The following is a 20,960-nucleotide window of genomic DNA, read 5'->3' on the forward strand; positions in this document are numbered from 1 at the left end:
TGTTATGCTTTATGATAATTGAAGATACATTAAATTTAGGTTTCATAAATTTTTAAAGCTTACCAAACTACAATGATTAAAGTTAGACTTTCAATAAAGCCACAAAGTTACCAAAAAATCGGAGGTAAGCGCAACTCTTATGACTCAAAATTTTAAAGATGCCAAGCCTCAGAACAAAAGGAGTTATCCATGAAACACACATTTTTATATAACGGTTTAATCACCCTCTTATTAACCGCAGGAATAGTCGAAGGAACATCCATACGCCCGGGAGTTTGGGAATACACCACTACTATCAAAAGCCAAAACGGTGAGATAGAAAAAGCGATGGCTCAGATGGAACAACAAATGGCTTCACTCCCGCCAGAACAACGTAAAATGATGGAAAAGAGTATGGCTGCGCAAGGAGTTGCTCTAGGTTCAAAAGCAAATAGTGTCAGAGTATGTGTCACAAAAGAAAATGCTGCTAAAAAGTTTATCCCCGCATCGGATGGACAATGCGGACAAACCATTGTTCGTCAAAGCGGAAACAGTGTTTGGTTTAAATTTACCTGCAAAGGAAACCCTCCAAGCAGCGGAGAAGGAGAATATACGTTTAGCGGAGATAGTGCTTATAAAGGGAAAATGACGGTAAAAACAAAAGCTCAAGGACGAACTGAAGCGGTACAGATGAATTACACAGGAAAATGGATTTCAAGCGATTGTAAAACAATAAAACCGCATTGAGTCAAATTCCCGACTTAGTCGGGAATGATGGAGAGAAAAGGAGAAAAGAGAAAGCTTATTTTACTTTTTCCATGTATTCACCCTCAACGGTGTTAACACGGATAATATCGCCTTCGAGAACATGGTAAGGAACCTGTACTACGGCACCTGTTTCAAGAGTAGCCGGTTTTTTAGAGGCACTTGAGGTATCTCCTTTGAAGTTCGGCGGAGTTTCAACGATTTTGAGTTCCATGATTTCCGGTGCTTCGACGCTGATCGCGTTGCCGTTGTGGAAGATCATTTGAACGCTTGTGCCGTCTTTGATCCATTTCATTGCATCTTCACATTGATCGTACGTCAAACCAAGCTGTTCATAGCTCTCGTTGTCCATAAACTGAAGCATTTCGCCATCATCATACAAGAATTGCATCGTTGTGTGAACCAAATTAGGTACTTCGAATTTGTCCCCCGCGTGGATCGTTTTCTCGATTACTTTACCGTTTAGGAAACTTTTTACTTTACAACGGACGAATGCCGCCCCTTTACCCGGTTTAACGTGTTGGAACTCGACTACTTTGTACGGAACACCCGTAATCTCCAAACGTACACCTTTTTTGATATCACCCATACCGATTGTTGCCATCAGGAAACCTTTTTGTATCTTTATTTGTCCGAATTTTACCCGAAACTCCGTCGAATTTCAAACACGATGTAACTTATGGTATGATCGTAATAATTATTTTATCCTTCTTTTGAGGATTTTTAACTCTAATAGATTGGTAAAAGTGTACAATTAAGCTTATACGTTTGATTATAATCACAAATACATCACAAGGATTATCTTTATGACAACTCTTTCACGTATTTTTACCGTATCGTTCCTGATCGGTTCGTGCCATCTTATGGGAGCGGGTCTTTCGCTTCCGGCGGCGTTGGAAATTTTAGAAAACAACAACCTTGAAATCAAATCCGCCAATTTCGATGTCCAAAGCGCCGCAAGCGATACCGCTATCGCCAAAGGCTATAACTACGGCTCCCTCGATTTCACCCAGACAGCAACGCGTTCCAACGATGCGGGAAATGTGTTCGGTTTCAAACTCAGCTCACGGGAAGCGACGTTCGGCGATTTCGGTGCGGAAGAGTTTATGAATACTTTCACATCGACGGGCACAGGTGATTACGTAACCCCTCCCGACCGATTAAATTATCCCGGCTACCAAAACTATTTCCAGAGTAAACTCACCTATATGGTTCCCCTTTATACAGGGGGAAAACTGAGTGCTTACGGCGATATCGCCGAAAAGATGGAGAAGATCAAACAGCTTGATACCCATCAGATCAAAACCGAAAAGCGATACGAATTACGCAAAAGCTATTACGATATGGCACTCCTGCAAAATTCGATCGACCACATCAAAACGATCCATAAAAACATCTCGACCTTGGAACGGACCACGCAGATGATGATCCAAGAGGGATTTGCCAAAAAAGTCGATCTTCTCGAAGTCGAAGCGCGCAGAGCCAATGTTGAGCGGAGCCTCACCGAGATGGAAGCGAATAAAAAGCTCCTCTACCACTATCTCAGCTTTTTGCTCAATGAAAATATCACCGAAATTGAACTCCCCGAGCATGACTACCCTGCTTCGGCGATCAGCGAAACCGATGTTTTAACCAACAATACCGATCTGAAAAAGGCATCGCAGGGGTTAGAGATTCGCGAAAAAATGGTTGATGTTGCGTATGCGCCGTTTCTCCCGCAAATCGGCGCATTTGCCGAAGCGTCGAGTGCAGACGATACGTTTTTAGGGGATTTTAACGATCATAAAGCGTTTACCGTCGGTGCAAAGTTGAGCTGGAACCTGTTTAACGGAGGGATCGACAACAACGGACTTGAAAAAGCCCGCATTGAAAAGCTCAAAACAACGATACAGATTGAACTGGCAAAAAAAGGGGTTGCGTTACAATACGACAAAATCCGTACCGAAATCGAGAGTTTGAACTCCCAGGTAAAAAGTCTCGAAAAAGAGCTGGAGCTCGCCGATCAAATCTACCGAAATTATGAGGGACGTTATCACGAACACCTCACATCGATGAGCGACGTCATCATCAAACAATCGCAGCAGATCGAAAAAGTACTCAACCTTCAAATGGTTAAAAATCAACGCAACGAGCGCATTTTTGCCCTCGAAAAACTTAGCAACGGAGTTAACTAATGAAACTTTGGATCACCTCACTCGTATTCGGAGCTACCCTAAGTGCCGCAGGACTTACCCTCTCAGGCAGTGTTATCAGCGATAACCAAAAAATGATTACCAGCCGCAATATGGGATTCGTCACCAGTGTCAATGTCTCGGAAGGTTCCCGCGTCCGCAAAGGGGATCTTTTGTATACCATCGATTCCAGAGAGATCGATTCGGCCAAGACCCAAGTGGAAATGGGAATTGCTCAGGCGGAACTCTCACTGCAGATGTATCAAAACCAATACGCCAATCTGGAGCTCAATCTTGAACGGAACAAACGGCTGTTGCGACAAGATATGGTCTCCCGATATGAAGTCGAAAACCTCGAACTCTCCCGTAAAAATCTCAAAAATATGATTCATATCAGTGAGCGTCAGGTGAGCCAAGCCAAAGCGCGCCTCAAAGAGGTCAACAACCAATACAACTATCTACGCATCACGGCTCCAAACAACGGTGTTGTCGTGTCCAAAAATATCAAAGTAGGCGAAATGGCGATGCCGGGGATGCCGGCGATCGTCCTCTCCGATCTTAATGCCCTCAAAATAGAAGTAGACGTAGCTGAAAACAGTCTCAAATATGTCCCTGTAGGGCAAAAAGTAAAAGTGACTATCCCCTCGGTCGGTTATGTCGGTATCGGACGGGTCAGCGCGATCATCCCCAGTTCCAATCCGATGACCCATACCTTTAAAATCAAAATCTCATTCAGTGCCAAACAAACCGTATATCCCGGAATGTACGCTACCGTCGAAATTAACTAGGAGGCCCCATGCACGCTCCCCACTCCTACCAGCCCACCGATTCTGCCGGAAAGCTTGCCAAAGGCTTTTTGCGTAATCCTCTCACCCCTATTTTAGGTATTTTTCTCCTCATTATCGGCTATATGGCACTGATTCTGATGCCCCGTGAAGAGAACCCCCAAATGGTCGTCAGCGGCTCAACCGTTATTATCGCCCTCCCCGGCGCTACCGCCAGCGAAGTCGAAAACGTTATCGTCAAACCCCTGGAACGTAAACTCAAAGAGGTCAAAGGGATTGAGCATATTCACGGGATGGCAATGGATAACGTCGCCGTCATCAATGCCGCATTTTTCATCGGCGAAGCGAAAGAGGACTCCAACCTCAAAATCTACGACAAAATCATGCAAAACATGAGCATCCTCCCCAAAGGGGCCATGCAGCCGATTATCAAACCGCTGGATATTGACGTCGATATTCCGATTGTCTCCGTTGCTTTTTATTCCAACAATCCCGATATGGACCCGACCCACCTCTACGATCATGTCAAAGAGATACAGCACCACATCAACGGTCTCCCGAATGTCGCCGTTACCAATATTCTCGGGGCTAAAAAACACCAGTACAATGTGTTGGTCGATATAAACCGCCTCTCAGGCTACAACCTCTCCCTGGGGCAAATCGTCCAAGCAACACAGTCGCTTGCCTACAACGTCCCCGAAATCAAAGGAAAGACGCAAAACAATGAAATCGTCATGATCGGCGTACGCAACGCGATCGAGAGTGTCGAAGATGTGGGGAATATCATCGTTGCCCAATACGGAGGCTCAGCGATCTATCTACGCGACGTTGCCACAATAACGGCAGGAAGCGATATCCAAAATTTCAAATCGGCCCTCGTGAGCGTCAAAGGGGAAGATGGGAAATTCTCACCCCTCAAAGATCAAATTACCCTTACCGTCTCCAAACTCCAAGGGACCAATGCCGTCATCATTGCCGATGCCGTAAAAGGAGAACTCGAAAAATACAAAGAGGAGATGAAATCTCAGGGGATCAGCTACGTTATTACCCGAAACGACGGCGAACGGGCCAACGAAGCGGTTAACGAACTCGTTTTCCACCTACTCCTCTCAATCGTCATCATCGCGATTTTGCTCATTTTTGTATTGGGATGGCGCGAATCGCTCATCGTCACCTTCACCGTTCCGGCGATCTTGGCGATTACCCTCTTTATCGCCTACATTACCGGACAAACCGTTAACCGGATCACCCTTTTTGCCTTCTTGCTCTCATTGGGGCTCCTCGTCGATGCGGCAATCATCGTCATCGAAAACATCCATCGCCATTTCCACGCTCCGGGTGCAGCCGACATGGATGCCGATCAGCTGATGATCGAAGCAACCGACGAGATCGGAGCGCCGACGAACATCGCAACACTCGCCATTATCCTCACAATGGTACCGATGGCATTTGTCGGGCAAATGATGGGACAGTTCATGAAACCGATCCCGGCCAATGTCCCCGTCGCTCTTGTAGCGTCGCTTTTTGTCGCCTACATTTTTACCCCCTATTTGGCGGTACGACTCCTTAAAAAACCCGATCATAACGGAGAAGCTCACTAATGTACCAAAAATTTGAAAATTATCTTCTCAACGTACTCAGTTCTCCCTCCAAAAAAAAGAGGATTTTATGGGGAACCCTTATCGCGTTTATCTTGGCCGTTGCCCTCATCCCGACTGAACTGGTTTTAGCCAAAATGCTCCCCGGTAAAAACAACGACACCTACAGTATTTATCTCGACTTGCCCAATGGGAGTTCGATTGAACAAACCCGCCAAGTGAGTGAATGCGTCGTGGGGATTTTGCAGCATGAAAGCGAAGCGCTGGATGCCGAAGTCTTTTTAGGAGCGGGATCACCGCTCGATTTCGCCGGACTGATTAAAGGGTCCCATTTTAAAAACAATGAAAACGTTGCTGAAGTAGTGGTCAATCTGACCAAAAAGCATGATCGCGACGAGCCCTCCTACATGATGGTACAGCGCCTTCGCCCGATTATCCAAAAAGAGTGCGGCGATCTCTATCCGAAAACCAACATCAAATTTGTCGAACCTCCTGCAGGTCCTCCGACCATGGCGGCGATCGTTGCAGAAGTGTACGGTAATAACAGTAACGGCATCCGTCATTTGAGCAGCCGTATCGAAGGCGTTTTTCAAAAAACAGAAGGACTTGTCGATATCGATATTATGCAAGATGAGATTTACGATAAATTTGAAGTACAGGTCAATACCGACAAAATCACCCGCTCGGCACTGGATGTCAAACACGTCAACGATATCCTCTATCTTGCCTTCGAAGGGATGGGGATAGCGGTCAAAAACTCCCAGAGTGCAACCGATCAAATCCCGATTTTCCTCACCCTGACACCGGAAGGGAAAAAATTCGCGTCACGCGACAAGCTCGCCATAGAGATGAAACTCTCCTCACTCAAACTCCTCAACCAAATGGGGATGATGGTACCGATCACCGAAGTAGTCGATATCGTTGCAGTCAAGTCCAATCCAATGATCATGTCGAAAAACCTCCACCAAATGACCAACGTTGTCGCCGAAACCGATATGGTCTCGCAGGTGTATCCTCTGATGGATGCCCGCAATATGATCCTCGATACGTTTGGTGATGAATACGAAATCCATAAAATCGGCCTCTTTAATCTCGAACTGATCGATAAGAAAAGCCATGAACGCTACGAGCTGTTATGGGACGGCGAGATGGAAGTGACCTTGGATACGTTCGTCGATCTTGGCGGTGCCTTTATCGCGGCATTGGTTCTCATTTTCCTGCTGATGGTGATTTACTACAAAAGTTTTATCCTCAGCGGTATTGTATTGCTCGGAAGCTTTCTCTCGATCATCGGGGTAATTTTCGGCCATTTGATTATGGATCTCTTTACCGCGGATACTTTCTTCTTAACCGCTACCTCATTGATCGGATTTATCGCCCTCATCGGTATCAGTTCACGTAATTCGCTGCTGCTGATCGATTTTACGAAATCACTCATGATGGACAAAGGGATGCATAAAAAAGAGGCGATCGCCTATGCTGCCGCTACCCGTGCCAAACCGATTTTTCTCACTGCAGCGGCCATTATCCTCGCATCAACGCTGTTGGCAAGTGACGCTGTGTTCGGAGGGCTTGGAGTCTCCTTGATTTTTGGTACAATAGCGGCTGTCATCGCCTCTCTCGTGGTTGTACCCGTACTGATTCATAATTCTGATTTGGAACGTCATTTCAATTTCCATGAACGTAAAGCGGTGTCGATAATGGAGCCATAAAAAACGTGTCAGCTTTTACCCCCGTCATTAAACTCTCTACCGATGTGATGGGGGATCTCCTTCTTGCCGCAAATGACCGCCGCATGACGGTGGATGAAGTTGACTTTGATCTTCTCTCCTATGAAACCTATTTCCAAAAGAACGAGGGTGCGGAGTGGCAGACGCTAGAAGAACAAAATCTGCTGGAATGTGCCTCGGAAGCTGAACTTCGCTCGAATACTTTCTCACTCCGACAAGAGTACCAAATTCAGATTCGAGAATACCGTCCCCATCCCTATCTCGATCTGCGAATGAGTATCGCCGCCGATAAATACAAAACAAAAATGGTCGCCATCATTGATCCAAGATCCATTATCCCTCTCAAAAAAGGGGTTCAAGAGTGGATCAAAGAGGCGATCGTACGCAAACAGCTCCGCCATGCATTGCTCATCGGCATCTATGATCGTGATCTTGATAAAGAAATCAACCGTCTCCTCTTAAAAATCCAAAAAGAGGGTCCTCTCACATCCCCCTACCGTCTCTCTATCGGTGAGTTTTTTCCCCCGGTTCCTCCGACCGACGATGCGATTATTCTGCACTACAAAAAAGACAAAAAGGATAGAAATCTGATCGAAGGGGTTCATCCCGGAGATTTGATTCTGGAATATATTTTTCCTAAACAGGGGCGTGACGGACGCGGATGCGATGGAAACCATATCGGCGTTGCTGAGCCCCAAATCAAATACGCCTCGTATATCGTCACCGATGAAAAAACGATCAGCCGTGAAGAAGACGCGGAGAGTATCCGTTTTTATGCCCAAGTCTCAGGTTATGTTGAGCGGGAAAAAGGGGTATTTACCATTTCTCAAGAACTCCAGATCGATTCCGCAAGCTTTAAAAAAACCGGTTCTATTGAAGCAGGAAAAGACAAAGAGATATCCCTCAAAATCAAGCAAAACATATCTTCGGAAGACTCTGTCGGGACAGGGGTAAAAATTGACATCCAAAAACTCGATGTCAGCGGCACCGTCGGCAGTCATGCCAAAATTCAAGCCTGCGAACTCACGATCGGAGCCCAAACGCATAAAAAATCGGATATCACTGTGACCGAAAATGCGATGATTCATCTCCATCGGGGGAACCTCAAAGCCAAAGAAGCAAATATCAACATCCTGGAGGCCGGAAAAGTTGAAGCGGATGTTGTCCATGTAAACATTATGATGGGAGGAGAGATTGTCGCACGCGAGGTTTTTGTCGATATCCTGTATTCGAATGCTCGTATCACCGCACTCGAATCCATCACTATCAACCGTATCGAGGGGGAAGGAAACAACCTCATCATCGATCCGTATTCCATCAGTACCTACCACGATAAAATATCCGCGTTAGAGCTCGATATTCAGGCGAAAACCGCCCACTTGGACGAAGAAAGAAAAGGATACCTTTCACGTCAACGCTCCTTTAAAGAGAACAATAGCCGGATTAAACAATTCCAGCAACGTATCCTCAATGCTCAAAAAAACCAAACTGCGCCGATGAAAGCCGATCTGGTCCGTGTTTCGCAATACAAAGCGGAAGCCGAAAATCTCAAAAATATTCGTGAAGAGCTCCAAGAGGCTCAAACCCGTCTCCACGCACTCCACACGGAACTGAACCAACGCTATGAGGCCGATCTTCACGGTGTCATTACCCATCATGGGATCTATAACGGCCATAACCGGATCCTTTTTATCGATCCCAAAACCCGTCAGGAATATGCCCTTACCCCTGAGGGAAAAGTACCCCGTATCCGGTTACAGCGAGAAGGTAATGGGAAAAAAATTCTATTGGAATCCTAAAAAAATCGAACTGCTTTAAGATACGCCTCAGGGTTTTACATTTTTGCGGTAAAACTCTGATATGAAATTAACCGACCTAACCCTAAACACCCCCTATTTATCCCTTGACCCGATTTTTTACCATGAAGTGATCCCTACTCCGCTCAAAAATCCGACCCTGATCAGCGTTAACCCCTCAGCGGCTGAACTCTTGGGCGTTGATCCTGCGCAATTAGAGACGGATGAGCTCGAGGCTCTCCTCAACGGTACCCTTCTTCTGGAAGGATCACGCCCCTATGCGATGTGCTATGCCGGTCATCAGTTCGGGTATTATGTACCGCGGCTCGGCGATGGACGGGCGATCAATTTGGGTTCGGCAGAGGGGTGGAATCTCCAGCTAAAAGGCTCCGGGCAGACCCTCTATTCCCGTCAGGGAGACGGTCGTGCGGTATTGCGTTCCTCTATCCGTGAATATTTGATGAGTGAAGCGATGCATGCGCTGGGGATTCCGACCAGCCGAGCACTCGCCCTAATCACCTCCGATGAAAAAGTGGCACGGGAGAGATGGGAGCGCGGTGCGATCGTTTTACGACTCTCTCGCTCGTGGATACGGTTTGGAAGCTTTGAATATTTCTTTCACACCCATCGACACGATCAGCTCGAACATTTGGCTGACTTTTTGCTCCGTGAATCGTTTCCTCAATTTGCAGGCGAAGAAGATGGCTATCTCAAAATGTTCAGAGAGATCGTCAAACGCACCGCACATACCATTGCGCAATGGCAATCGGTCGGCTTCAACCACGGAGTCATGAACACCGACAATATGTCGGCCATCGGCCTCACGATAGATTATGGCCCCTTTGCCTTTATGGATACGTTTGAGAGCGGATATATCTGTAACCATACCGATACACAGGGGCGCTACAGTTACGACAATCAGCCACGTATCGGGTATTGGAATCTGGAGCGTCTCGCCCATGCTCTCTCGCCGTTGGTGACCGAAACAAAACTCAAAACCGAACTGGAAAAATACGGGGAGTATTTTACGGCTCGCCTGATGGAGCTTTTGCGTGCCAAACTGGGATTGGAGGGGGTAGATGAAAACGATAGCGATCTGTTTCGCTCTTTGTTCACGGTCCTGGAAAACGGACGGGTCGACATGACCCCGTTTTTTCGGACCTTAAGCCGCTATGAGGGAGACCGAAAAGCACTTTTGGCCCTGACACTGGCTCCGAATCAGCTGGACGAATGGTGTGATCGGTATGACAAGAGGCTGGAGCTCAACACCGCTTCCACGGAAGTGCGGCAGGAAAAAATGCTCCGCACCAATCCCAAATATACTCTCAAAAATTATATCCTCCAGCAGGCGATTGATGCTTCTGAGGGGGGGGATTTTACCCTCGTCAACGACCTTTTAACGATTGCCCAAAATCCCTATGACGAACACCATGACTTTGAACACTTTAGCCTCCCCACTCCCCACGAATTTAAAAATCTCAGACTCAGCTGCTCTTCGTAGAGGGCTGTTTCGATCGTATTCTCACAAAGCCCATTAATTCATCATCTTTATCGTAATCAAATCGTAATCGACAAAAAAATGATTATTTTTTGATCAATTTTCCTCCTGATTTTTTTCCATACCTCTTTATACTGTCACCAACGTTTAACCCAAATCTTTATTGCACAGGAATTCTTATGCAGCGCAACCATCTGATCCGCTATATGTCCGATGTCCAAAATTTTGAAAAAAATATGAGTACCCTCTCGGGAAAATGGGATTTGCTTACCCTCCTGGGTTCCATGTCCAATATCGGTATGGATACGAGTGAAACACGCAAAGCCTTCGAAGATCTGCTCGATGAGCCTCTGATGCGCCTCATCGAAGAGACATTTAACAAAAGTCTTAATGAACTCGAATCCAAAGCCCAAACGGCGATTGATATCCTGATCCGGAACCTTTTCGAACGTACCGCCGACATCGGCTTTCTTGCGACCGATGATGATATTCGTGACTATCTCCTCTTTTTGCGCTCAACCGATATGTCGATCTCTGAGGAGATGCGCGAAACGAAAATCAAGAAAAAAGAGGCTCTAGCCGAGCGGTTTTCCGAATACGTTTCCAAATACAGCGTCTATGAAAACATCATTCTTCTCGATACGAAAGGAAAAGTGCTCGTACAGCTTGACACTGCCAATCCGGTCACCGTATCCAAAGATCCATTGCTTCAAGAATCGTTACGTACCCATCAAGGGTATGTGGAAACCTTTCGTTCCAGTGATCTGACCCATAACAAGCCCTCCCTCATCTATTCCTACCGTGTCTGCAATCCTGAAAACGAGGAGCCTCTTGGGGTACTGTGCCTCATTTTTCGATTCGAAAACGAGCTGCAAAGTATTTTTCGAAAATTAACCCAAGAAAATCCCTATATCGCCCTTGAACTCCTCAGTTCTGAGGGGAGCGTCATCGCCTCGTCTTCTGCGCATCACGTACCGGTAGGATCGTATTTACAGCCGCGTAATAACGCAGATCATCAAACCTATTACGCCGGTTTCGAATATCTGTACAAAGCGGTCACGACAACCGGATATCAAGGATACAACGGTTCGGGATGGATCGGCCATGCCATGGTCCCTCTGCATTTGGCATTTCGTTCCTCCTCCCGATCCACATTTTTAAAAAACGAATTGTTCGATTCCGTCGCCGGTGCAAAAGCCTATTTTCCGCAAGAGCTCGAAGAGATCTTAAACAAAGCCAAAAAAATCCAGAGCGAACTCGATATTACCGTCTGGAACGGGAACGTCAAAATCGCGAACGCAACCGGTCATGAAAGCCCTTTTACCAAAGCGCTCCTGAGTGAAATATCGAAAACCGGAGAAGAGACCAAACGGATCTTCGATCACACCGTCGCCGATCTCAATCGGGCGATGATGATCCAGTATCTTGAAGAACTGAAATTCCAATCCTCCCTCGCGATCGATATCATGGACCGCAACCTCTACGAGCGGGCGAACGACTGCCGATGGTGGGCGCTGACAACAACCTTTCGCGAATGCTTATCGCACCCGACCCTCAGCGAGGATAACCGTAAAAAAATGGATGCCATTTTAAACTACATAAACGGTCTCTATACCGTTTACAGCACAATGTTCATTTATGACCGTGACGGAACGATCGTCTCCGTCTCCAGCCCCGAAAACAGCTCGCTGATCGGGAAAAAAATCGGCTATAACTGGGCGCATCAAACGCTGAATCTGGTCACTACGCAGGAGTATGTCGTATCACCGTTCGAGCCGAGCCCCTACTATGATAACCGCGCGACCTATATCTATAACGCCTGTATCCGTAACGGCGAGGAAGAAAATGTGGGGGGAATCGGAATCGTCTTTGACGCGGAGTCTCAATTTGAAGCGATGCTGCACGATACCCTCCCGAAAGATGAAAACCATGCCGTACCGGAGGGGATGTTTGCCCTCTTTGTTGATCGTCGCGGCCGCGTCGTCTCCTCTACGACTCCGGAAATCGGCACAGGAACACTTCTGAGCCTCCCCGAATCGCTCACGAATCTTGCACCCGGGTGCAGTGATGCGCAGATTCTCCCTTTCAACGGCGTCTATTACGCACTCGGGGCAACCTGCTCAAACGGATACCGCGAATACAAACAAAGCGACGGGTATCAAAACGATATTATCGCCCTTCTCTACCGCCCTATCGGTGAGATTCAATCGCTTGAAAATGAGGCCCCCGCACAGCGTGTGTATGCCTATCCCAAACCAAACGGCACCGAAGAGACCTGCGAAATTTCAACCTTTTTCGTCGGAGGGTCCCTCTTTGCGATCGAATCCAAAAACGTCGTCTGTTCCCTCGTACAGCAAGAGCTTACCTCTATCCTCCATGCCAGCGAATACAATCTGGGAGTCATCAGTTATGATAAGCGGATGGTGAGTGTCATCTCGTTGGCCAAATTGCTCGGGATGGAGAAAAAATACGACAAAGAGCGCGATACGATCATCCTCGTAAAAGCGGTCATCGAAAAACAGGTCGTGTATCTCGGCCTTGCGGTCGATGCGATCTACAGCAGCCCCGAAGTGCCGCTTCGCTCGATCAGCCACTACAGCAACGTTTTGAAAAATGAAAACTCACTGACCAAAGCGGTCATTATCCCCGACCGTGCGGAAGATTTCGGAAACGAGATGATCTCGATCCTCGACATTCCGAAAATCTATTCACAGCTGATTCAGCCCTATTCCCGCCCGCTTCACAAAGTGATGGCGTAGGATCAGTGCTTCACCCTTCGGCCGATTTTCTCCTCGACCGAAGCGATTTTACCTTCCAGCCGTCCGAGTTTTCCCTCTCGGATATCGAGTTTGATCGTCGAATAGATCCGCTCGCACCCCTCTAACTGCTCATACGCCCTCTCCACGACACGAAGGGCCTCTTTAACGCTTGCCGTCTCGACAATCGTCCCCATGGGAGTGAGCTGATAGGCCAAACCGCTCTGATCGATCATATCGATGATTTTAGCAACCTGATGGGATACCGATGACCCATCACGGCATTCTCCACTGGTAGGAAACATCGCAAATTCCAATAAGACACTCATACCAATTTTATCCCCTTACTCTGAATCTCACTTTTTAACAATGTATCCATCGAATCGTTGTACTGAACCAAATCGATTTTCAAATCAAATCCCATCCGCATCAACATGGTGACAAACGCTATCTTGTGTTTACGGAAACGCTCGCGTGTCATATCCGTTCGGATCGCGATATCGATATCACCGCCTTGCTTCGTATCATCGGTACGACTGCCGAAAAGATAGATTTCGACATTCCCGAACGATTCATATATTGCTTTGAGTATAGGGGATTTGAGCGTTTCGGGAAGTCTCATGAGATGAATCTCTCCGCAAACGCTTTGGCATTCAGATAATAGCTCTCCAACCGTCCGAAATGATCGACGCAAAATTTCAAATCATTCAATGCTTCCTGGAGCTCGTCGGGATAATCGTGTTCGAGTTCATTTCGAATTTCCCGCAACTCCATCCAGTTATCGAAACTGTCGATAATCCCCTCTTTTTCCATCATAAACAGCACTTCGGACATCTTGACCGTTCCCATACCGCTGATTTCGATCAAGAGCGGAAATATCTTCGCTCCTAAAAAATCCTGCAACGACGCAAATCGTTTGAGATAGGCATCCAAAATCGCTTTTTCTTCAGGAATCATTGCCGCAAAAATATCGACTTCGAAAATATTTTTCACGGAGGAGAGTTTTTCGATCAAATGACAATAATCACGCAACGCTTCGTAATGCTTTTGCGCCTTTTCGAACCGTTTGTGTAAAACCGATTGTACGCTTGTCATTTCCCTCTCCTTTTTGAATGATTATACCACTTTATTTTTCAGTCGTCTCACTGTAACTGAGCCGTAATCCCTCTTCACTCATCACAAACCCGTGAATGGCGATTTTCCCTTCATGCACGAGCCTGTGGTGCTTCGAACACAGAGGAATCAGGTTGTAGCGGTGATTCATCCCGTAATGACCTATGGAGCCGCCGTCATCGGCATTCGCCTGCGGAACGATATGGTGCACTTCATCGACCGCTTCGTCGCACAGCGCGCATTTGGTCAAAAAGAGTTTGTTGTTGTAGCGGCTCTTTTTCTCCCGTTTCAACATCGAGGCTTCGTGGGTTTTATCGGTAATCCGTCCCCGAATCTCATACGCCTTTTTCAAAAAGGTTTCGTCCATGTGGAGCGATTTGGCGAACTCCAACCCGTACAGCGTCGAACCGCTTCCGCTTTTGAGCTTTCGATCATACACCAGTTTATCGCTCGCCTCGTCGTAATAGACCCCCAGATGGAGTAACACGATCTCTTTGGCTTTTTGGATTTCACTCAAGCTTGAAAGCTGATGCAAATGGGTCGCAAAGATAAACATACTTCCGATTTCCCGGAGTTTGAGGATCGCGCTCGCGACGATAGCGAGAGCCGATTCGGTCTCGGTGCCGTGGCTGATTTCGTCCCCTAAGATGAGGGTATTTTCGGTGGCTCGGTTAAAGATATTCCGCAACTCCAACATCTCAACGGCAAACGTAGATAGCCCTTTGTAAAGGTTATCTTTGGAGACGATGCGGGTGAGGAGTTTATCAACGGGGGCAAACCGCATAGTAGCACACGGAACGAAAAATCCCCCCTGCGCCATCACGACGGAGAGTCCTATACTCTTCATCAATGACGACTTCCCGCTGGAGTTGATGCCGTACAAAAGAACCCCTTTAACATCTTCACCGTTCTCGATCGTCGAATGTTCTTCATAGATGTGTTGATCAACCGAACCTAAGAACAAGTCATTCGGGATAAAAATGCCGTTCTCTTCGCGTGATTCGATCAACGGATGGCGCAATCCCACCGTCTCGATAAACGCTTTTGGGGAGGGGACGATCATCGGTCTGACGTAACGATACTGCTTCGCACACTTCGCACCGCTGAGACTGACATCGACAACGGCGAGAAACGAGATCAAATGTTCGATCGCGTGGGAAAAGCGCCGTTCGATCTCCTCTAAATGTTCTCGGTAACGTTCTTTCACCTGTGCGATCATCCGAGATTTGGCTCCCGCATTTTCGATGGAGAGTTCATCCAGCAACGTCGAAGAGAGTTTGACCGCTGTTTTGAGTTTACGAATCTGAAAATCACGGAAAAAATAGTGCTGACCGTCCAGCGTAAAAAAGCTGTTATGGAGCGCCTCTTCGACACTCACATAACGGTTACGGGTCATCAGCAAATGATACCCCTCGCTCTCCAGCCATCCGATAGAGGCATACGATCCCCCCGATTCGAAAAAGGTATCGATATGTTCGATGATCGCATTCAGTTTCGAGAGGTTGTTGTTTTGCAGCGCTTCGAGGGCATCGATAGAGGGGTCAATCCCTTCGTTAAAGAGGTTCTGATCCACCTGATCGCGTCGAAATCTGGCACACGCTTCGATATTAAAGATGCGGCGCAACTCCGAGGCACAATGAGCGCACTCCTGCGCACTCGCTTTATCGTACCCTATCTTTAGCCGATCGGCATCGGCAAACAAAGACTCCGCCGCATTCAGCGACGCGTAAAAATAGGCCAGCTCAAAGGGGTGGAGTTTCCCCAGTTTCAAACGGCGTAAAATCCGTTCCAGATCGTACACCTCTTTGAGTTTCGTCTCCAGCGGTGCAATGTGATCGCCCATTTTATCGATCAGATCATACCGCTCTTCGAGGAGCTTAACATCACAGATGGGGTTGAGAAGACGCTCTCGCAACAGCCGTTTCCCCATTGCCGTGGAGGTTTTATCGATGAGTTTGAGGAGCGTCATTTCGTCCGAGTCACGCGAGATGATCCCCAACTGTTCCGCCGCATTGTTCCCCAAATACATATAGCGATTGGTCCCTAAAAAGGTCGGGCGGTTCATCTTCTCGATAATCCCCGCATCATGATCGATGATAACGTTGATGAGGATGCAAAGCGATTCAGAGGCGTAAGGGTACCGCTCCAAATCGAGATACTCGATAGGGCTGAGAAGGGATCGTATCTGATATATCCGTTCAAAAAGTTCGTTTTGGTAATCGATCCGCAGACGTTTCTCGTTCATCGAAGTTCGGTGATGATTTTTGATCTCCAGATAGCGGCTCACTTCATCGCGATCGATATCTCCCGCGCAGAATGTCACGACCACCTCGGAGGTTTGGTAGCTTTGAAGCAATGTAAATACTTCATCCAAAGCATACGTTTTGTCTTCGCGGGTTCCGTGGATCTCGTTGATGAGCGTTTTTCCCGTCCCGACATCAATCGCGGAGTAGCCGATCGAATAGACCCCGTTGTTTTGATCGATCAACAGCGAGGCGATATAGTTCTCGCTTGCTTCGGCAATGTAGTCGAAATTCGTCCCCGGAGAGATGATGTTCGAGATATAACGGCGGATATGGGGGACTTCACCCTGCTGGCGGACGAGGACGATGGTGTATTTTTTCGATTGCACCAAACGGCTGAGATACCGCTCGATGGAGACGGTGGGAACCCCCGCGAGGAGAGGGTTTTGGATAGAGTTCTCTAAAATCGTTTTGTTTTTGCGGGTGAGCTGTATATTGAGAAACTCGGCGACCTCTTTTGCCTTTCCGATTTTCATAAACTCATTGTTAACTTCATAGACCTCAAAAAAAGAGCCCACTTCGATGATGACAAGGGTATCGGGACCGTACTTCGCTTCACAAGCCGCTTGAAGCTCAAAATAAATTTCGGAGAGAAGCTTGCTTTTATCCTGTAACAGTGCCCCGATCTCTTCTGTACTCATCCCTACTCCACCTTATCCGTCATTCCCGCGAAGGCGGGCATTGTGCCCCCTGTGGGTAAATCCAGCTCAACTTTAATTGATAACTCTGAATAAATATTTTTTAGACTGCCACGGTTTTTACAAAACCTCGCAGTGACGGAGATTCGTCATTGCGAACATAGTGAAGCAATCCATTTATTCAGAGGGTTTAATTATTTGATTATAGCGGAGAGGGGCTAAAAGGAGACTATATAACGCTCTTTTAGATCAGGAGAGTTCAAAAAAGCCTTTGGTTAGATAGGCGGTAATGACTGCCCCCTCACGAGGAGGGCTGTAATAATACCCTTGTACTTCATCACACCCCTCATTACGAAGATACTCAAGCTGATCGCGTGTTTCCACTCCCTCAGCGATGGTTTTCAAACCAAGACTGCGTGCCATATGGATAACGGCACCGACGATCGCTTTATCCTCGGAATCGGTACTAATATCCCGAACAAACGATTGATCGATTTTGAGTTTATAGACTTTGAATTTTTTGAGATAGCTCAAAGAGGAATAGCCCGTACCGAAATCATCAATCGACATACGGACACCGCGATCGTACAGATTCTTCATAACGGCAATGACCGCTTGCGGGTCATGCATCGCCACCCCTTCTGTTAACTCAAGTTCCAGATACTCTGAGGACAAACCTACTTCATTCAGGATATCCGTGACCAGTTTCGGAAGAGCAGGATGCCGAAACTGCACTGCGGAAAGATTGACCGCCATCACAATCGGGGAAAGACCGCTATCTATCCAATCCTTGGCCTGTTGAACAGCGGTACGCAATACCCATTCTCCAATCGGCAAGATCAATCCGCTATTCTCGGCAATCGGGATAAATTCGGCAGGAGAAACATTACCGAATTCAGGATTCTTCCAGCGCAACAATGCCTCTACTCCGATGATACGCCCATTATGCAAGGAGACTTGCGGCTGATAAAATACCTCTAATTCGTTGCGTTCCAATGCATGGTGCAACGCATTTCCCAATTGCAGATTACGTTTCGAACGACTTTGCATCTCTTCGATAAAGAACCGGTAATTGTCCCGTCCATCTTCTTTTGCACGATACATCGCAATATCCGCATTTTTGGAAAGAACTTCCAACGTGTCCCCATCCTCAGGATAAAGGGATATACCGATCGAGGCCGTTACGGTCAATTCGTGATGTTCGATCATAAACGGCTGAGTTACGGCATCCAGCAGTTTTTGGGATACCTGTTCAGCTCCAGAAGCATCGGTGCCGGGCAGCAATACGATGAATTCATCTCCCCCCAACCGCGCAATAATATCTTCTTCTCGAAGAACACGCTGAATACGTTTAGACAACTCGATCAGCAAAAGATCCCCGATACTGTGTCCCAAGGTATCGTTAATATCCTTGAAATGATCAATATCGATGAACATCACGGCCAAATTTCCCTGATTTCTCTTTACCAGGCTAAGTGCAAACTTCGCCCTTTCTTCCAGCTGTAGACGATTAGGCAACCCCGTAAGAGGGTCAAAGTTGGCCAGATAATGTATCCGCTTTTCCGCACGCTTTCGATCGGTAATATCCTCTTCGATCGCCATATAATGGGTGATACTTCCGTCTGATTGTCGAATGGGTGAGACATGGATGGCTTGGATGTATTCGGCCCCGTCTTTGTGCCGGTTGATAAACTCCCCTTTCCAATTTTCTCCTCGACTCAAAGAAGCCCACATATTTTTATACGTGCTGGAAAGGGTTTTACCCGAATGGAGCATCCGCGGGTTTTTACCGATAGCTTCAGTTGAAGTATAGCCGGTCGCTTGAGTGAAAGCGGCATTGACATACTCGATATTCCCATCAAGATCGGTGATAACAATCGCACTTGGACTTTGTTCCACTGCTTGCCACAGTTTACGCAGTTCACTCTCTGAATGTTTGCGTTCGGTAATATCCTGGACGGTACCGATCCCGGCATACGGCCGACCTTCCGCATCTCTTTCGATCTGGGCCCGTTCCCTGACCCAGCGTATCTCTCCCTCAATCACGATACGATGTTCGATATCATAGTAGATACCTTCATGATCAAGAGAATTTTTCCACCCCTGCAACACCGTTTCACGATCAGCGGGGTAAATGAGATTGGCCCATAGCTCCATATTTATAGCTTGCTCTTGAGGAATATGAAACATCCGATACGTTTCCTTTGACCACTCCAGCTGATTGGTCAGAACATCGAGATACCAACTGCCGATACTGGCAATGGATTGCGCACGATTCAGATTCGATTCACTGCGATGGAGCGCTATTTCAGCCTCTTTACGTCGTGCTTCGCGCTCAAAACTCTTCAAGGCATGGTTAATATCCATAACCATTTCTTCCAACAAATTGCGTGCAGCTTCATCGAAAGCATTCACTTCGGTAGAGTAGAGGGTCAACGTACCTATCGTAACGCCGTTGCGCTGCAAAGGCAATGAGGCAGAAGCTTTCCAACCGAATTTTACACCCCACGCATGCCACGGTGCATTGGAAAAACCGTGCTGAAAATCCTGACACCAGTGCGGCTGATTTTCACGAAATGCCATCACCGTCGGGCAGGGACCGGACGGGTCATTTTCATCCATTAATATCCGGATTTTGTCCAAATATTCGGAACCGATCCCATAGGAGGCAATCGGCACGATACATTTATTCTCTTCATCCACCATGCCGATCCAAGCCATCTGCATCCCGCCATACTCTACCGCATCACGGCAGATTTGCGGAAACAGCTCTGCTTCGCTGACACACCGTGCAATGTCTTGATTACACTGGTTTAAAGCAGCGTAAAACTTGGTAAGACGCCGATTTCGGGCTTCCGCTTTGTTGTGCTTGCTCTCGATCCGTTTCAGTTTCATTTGTGTTAGCGCAAGCCATCCCAGCACACTGTTTTTCCCATTCTCTACGACGATAGGAGAGGTAAAATCCCCTCTCCCGATTCGAACGATATGGGCATGCAGCGCATCTACCCCGCTCCCCAGAGTAGAATAGAGTGTACGATGGGTACGCCAAAGCATGTAGAGCAAAAGTACACCCAGCAAGATAACCCCGCTGAGCAACAGTGTGGTCATCAGTTTGCCCAAACGAATAGCCTCCAGCATCCGCTTGTCAATCATCTCATAAAATTCGCTCAAAGGTTGCATCATGGCACTCTTGGCCTGAGCATAGCCCGTATTATGCAACAGCGCAGAAGCTTTGTGAACGTTGGCTTCACTTCGAGGGGTAATCGAATCTGCCAACCTCATCGCCTCCCTCTCGATACGGCTTAGCACATCCGCTTTTTCCTTGGCTTCCAGCAATTTGAACAACTCTTCCTTGGAAAAACCGGCTTGCCGCATCAGCTCCACTAACGTAATCGCGGGGATAGTCTTCGAGTTCACCTTTTCGCCGTTTGATGAGACCAACTCCCCGTAAAGATTATGGTATTCAACAAAACGGCGCTCTCTCCCCTCTTGGATATCGAGGATTTTATAATAGTTTTTTCGGTAGAGGGGATCACCGGTGATCACATAACTGTGTGCCATACTGCTAAGATCGTTGGAAGTTTGATGTAATTCATCCGCCAATAAATGGGCATTCAATCGTAATTCATTCATCTCATTAATTTGTTTCTCTGAACGGAGATAAAGAATAAAAATAAAAGCAAAAGCCAAAAACACGCCCACTGTCATCCATACGCTTTGAGAGAACTTGGTTAAACGTTCTTTTGGATTTATCATCTTATCCCCTTCCCAAAAATAGCAATAGGCAAAAAAATTCTCACTTCTATTGTAATACTTTTTTATGAGTGC

At 47.1% G+C, this 20,960-nt stretch carries 14 protein-coding genes; 8 read left to right on the forward strand and 6 right to left on the reverse strand.

The features are described 5' to 3' along the window. The first annotated feature begins 189 nt into the window (after positions 1-189). Complete coding sequence (locus WB308_RS08115) at positions 190-726, forward strand: DUF3617 domain-containing protein (protein WP_424190749.1); 537 nt, start codon at positions 190-192, stop codon at positions 724-726. A gap of 55 nt (positions 727-781) precedes the next feature. On the opposite strand, the gene efp is transcribed toward WB308_RS08115, so the two are convergent. After that, positions 782-1,348 carry an elongation factor P gene (gene efp, locus WB308_RS08120; protein WP_424190750.1) on the reverse strand — a complete coding sequence of 189 codons (567 nt, stop codon included), beginning with the start codon at positions 1,346-1,348 and terminating at the stop codon, positions 782-784. A gap of 202 nt (positions 1,349-1,550) precedes the next feature. Between efp and WB308_RS08125 the strand changes: the two genes are divergently transcribed. The 7 genes from WB308_RS08125 (at position 1,551) to WB308_RS08155 (ending at position 13,081) form a co-directional block, all read left to right on the forward strand. After that, positions 1,551-2,918 (forward strand): TolC family protein, encoded by a 1,368-nt coding sequence (locus WB308_RS08125; RefSeq protein WP_424190751.1) that lies wholly within the window; start codon positions 1,551-1,553, stop codon positions 2,916-2,918. Further along, complete coding sequence (locus tag WB308_RS08130) at positions 2,918-3,703, forward strand: efflux RND transporter periplasmic adaptor subunit (protein WP_424190752.1); 786 nt, start codon at positions 2,918-2,920, stop codon at positions 3,701-3,703. Before WB308_RS08125 ends, WB308_RS08130 begins: the two co-directional genes overlap by 1 nt. Positions 3,704-3,711: 8 nt before the next feature. Then, a complete protein-coding gene (locus tag WB308_RS08135; RefSeq protein ID WP_424190753.1) occupies positions 3,712-5,301 on the forward strand; it encodes an efflux RND transporter permease subunit in 1,590 nt (529 codons plus the stop codon). Next, positions 5,301-7,010 (forward strand): efflux RND transporter permease subunit, encoded by a 1,710-nt coding sequence (locus WB308_RS08140; protein WP_424190754.1) that lies wholly within the window; start codon positions 5,301-5,303, stop codon positions 7,008-7,010. Before WB308_RS08135 ends, WB308_RS08140 begins: the two co-directional genes overlap by 1 nt. Before the next feature lie 5 nt (positions 7,011-7,015). Further along, positions 7,016-8,827 carry a flagellar assembly protein A gene (locus WB308_RS08145; RefSeq protein WP_424190755.1) on the forward strand — a complete coding sequence of 604 codons (1,812 nt, stop codon included), beginning with the start codon at positions 7,016-7,018 and terminating at the stop codon, positions 8,825-8,827. A gap of 61 nt (positions 8,828-8,888) precedes the next feature. Further along, positions 8,889-10,325: a protein adenylyltransferase SelO gene (locus tag WB308_RS08150; RefSeq protein ID WP_424190756.1), complete on the forward strand. Its 1,437-nt coding sequence runs from the start codon at positions 8,889-8,891 to the stop codon at positions 10,323-10,325. 176 nt (positions 10,326-10,501) lie between these two features. Continuing rightward, positions 10,502-13,081 (forward strand): chemotaxis protein CheW, encoded by a 2,580-nt coding sequence (locus tag WB308_RS08155; RefSeq protein WP_424190757.1) that lies wholly within the window; start codon positions 10,502-10,504, stop codon positions 13,079-13,081. Positions 13,082-13,083: 2 nt separating this feature from the next. Here the strand turns inward: WB308_RS08155 and WB308_RS08160 are convergent, their stop codons facing one another. From WB308_RS08160 to WB308_RS08180, 5 genes are all read right to left on the reverse strand, one after another. After that, positions 13,084-13,407, reverse strand: coding sequence for a thiamine-binding protein (locus WB308_RS08160; RefSeq protein ID WP_424190758.1), 324 nt, complete (start codon positions 13,405-13,407; stop codon positions 13,084-13,086). Further along, positions 13,404-13,700 (reverse strand): nucleotidyltransferase domain-containing protein, encoded by a 297-nt coding sequence (locus WB308_RS08165; protein WP_424190759.1) that lies wholly within the window; start codon positions 13,698-13,700, stop codon positions 13,404-13,406. The genes WB308_RS08160 and WB308_RS08165 overlap by 4 nt, the downstream gene beginning before the upstream one ends. Beyond that, on the reverse strand, positions 13,697-14,173 hold the full coding sequence (locus WB308_RS08170; RefSeq protein ID WP_424190760.1) for a hypothetical protein: 477 nt from the start codon (positions 14,171-14,173) through the stop codon (positions 13,697-13,699). Before WB308_RS08170 ends, WB308_RS08165 begins: the two co-directional genes overlap by 4 nt. 31 nt (positions 14,174-14,204) lie before the next feature. Beyond that, positions 14,205-17,135 (reverse strand): MutS-related protein, encoded by a 2,931-nt coding sequence (locus WB308_RS08175; protein ID WP_424190761.1) that lies wholly within the window; start codon positions 17,133-17,135, stop codon positions 14,205-14,207. A gap of 246 nt (positions 17,136-17,381) precedes the next feature. Continuing rightward, a complete protein-coding gene (locus WB308_RS08180) occupies positions 17,382-20,888 on the reverse strand; it encodes a sensor domain-containing phosphodiesterase (protein ID WP_424190762.1) in 3,507 nt (1,168 codons plus the stop codon). Positions 20,889-20,960: the final 72 nt, after the last annotated feature.

Origin of the sequence: Sulfuricurvum sp., assembly GCF_049587615.1 — a bacterium.
Taxonomy (GTDB): domain Bacteria; phylum Campylobacterota; class Campylobacteria; order Campylobacterales; family Sulfurimonadaceae; genus Sulfuricurvum.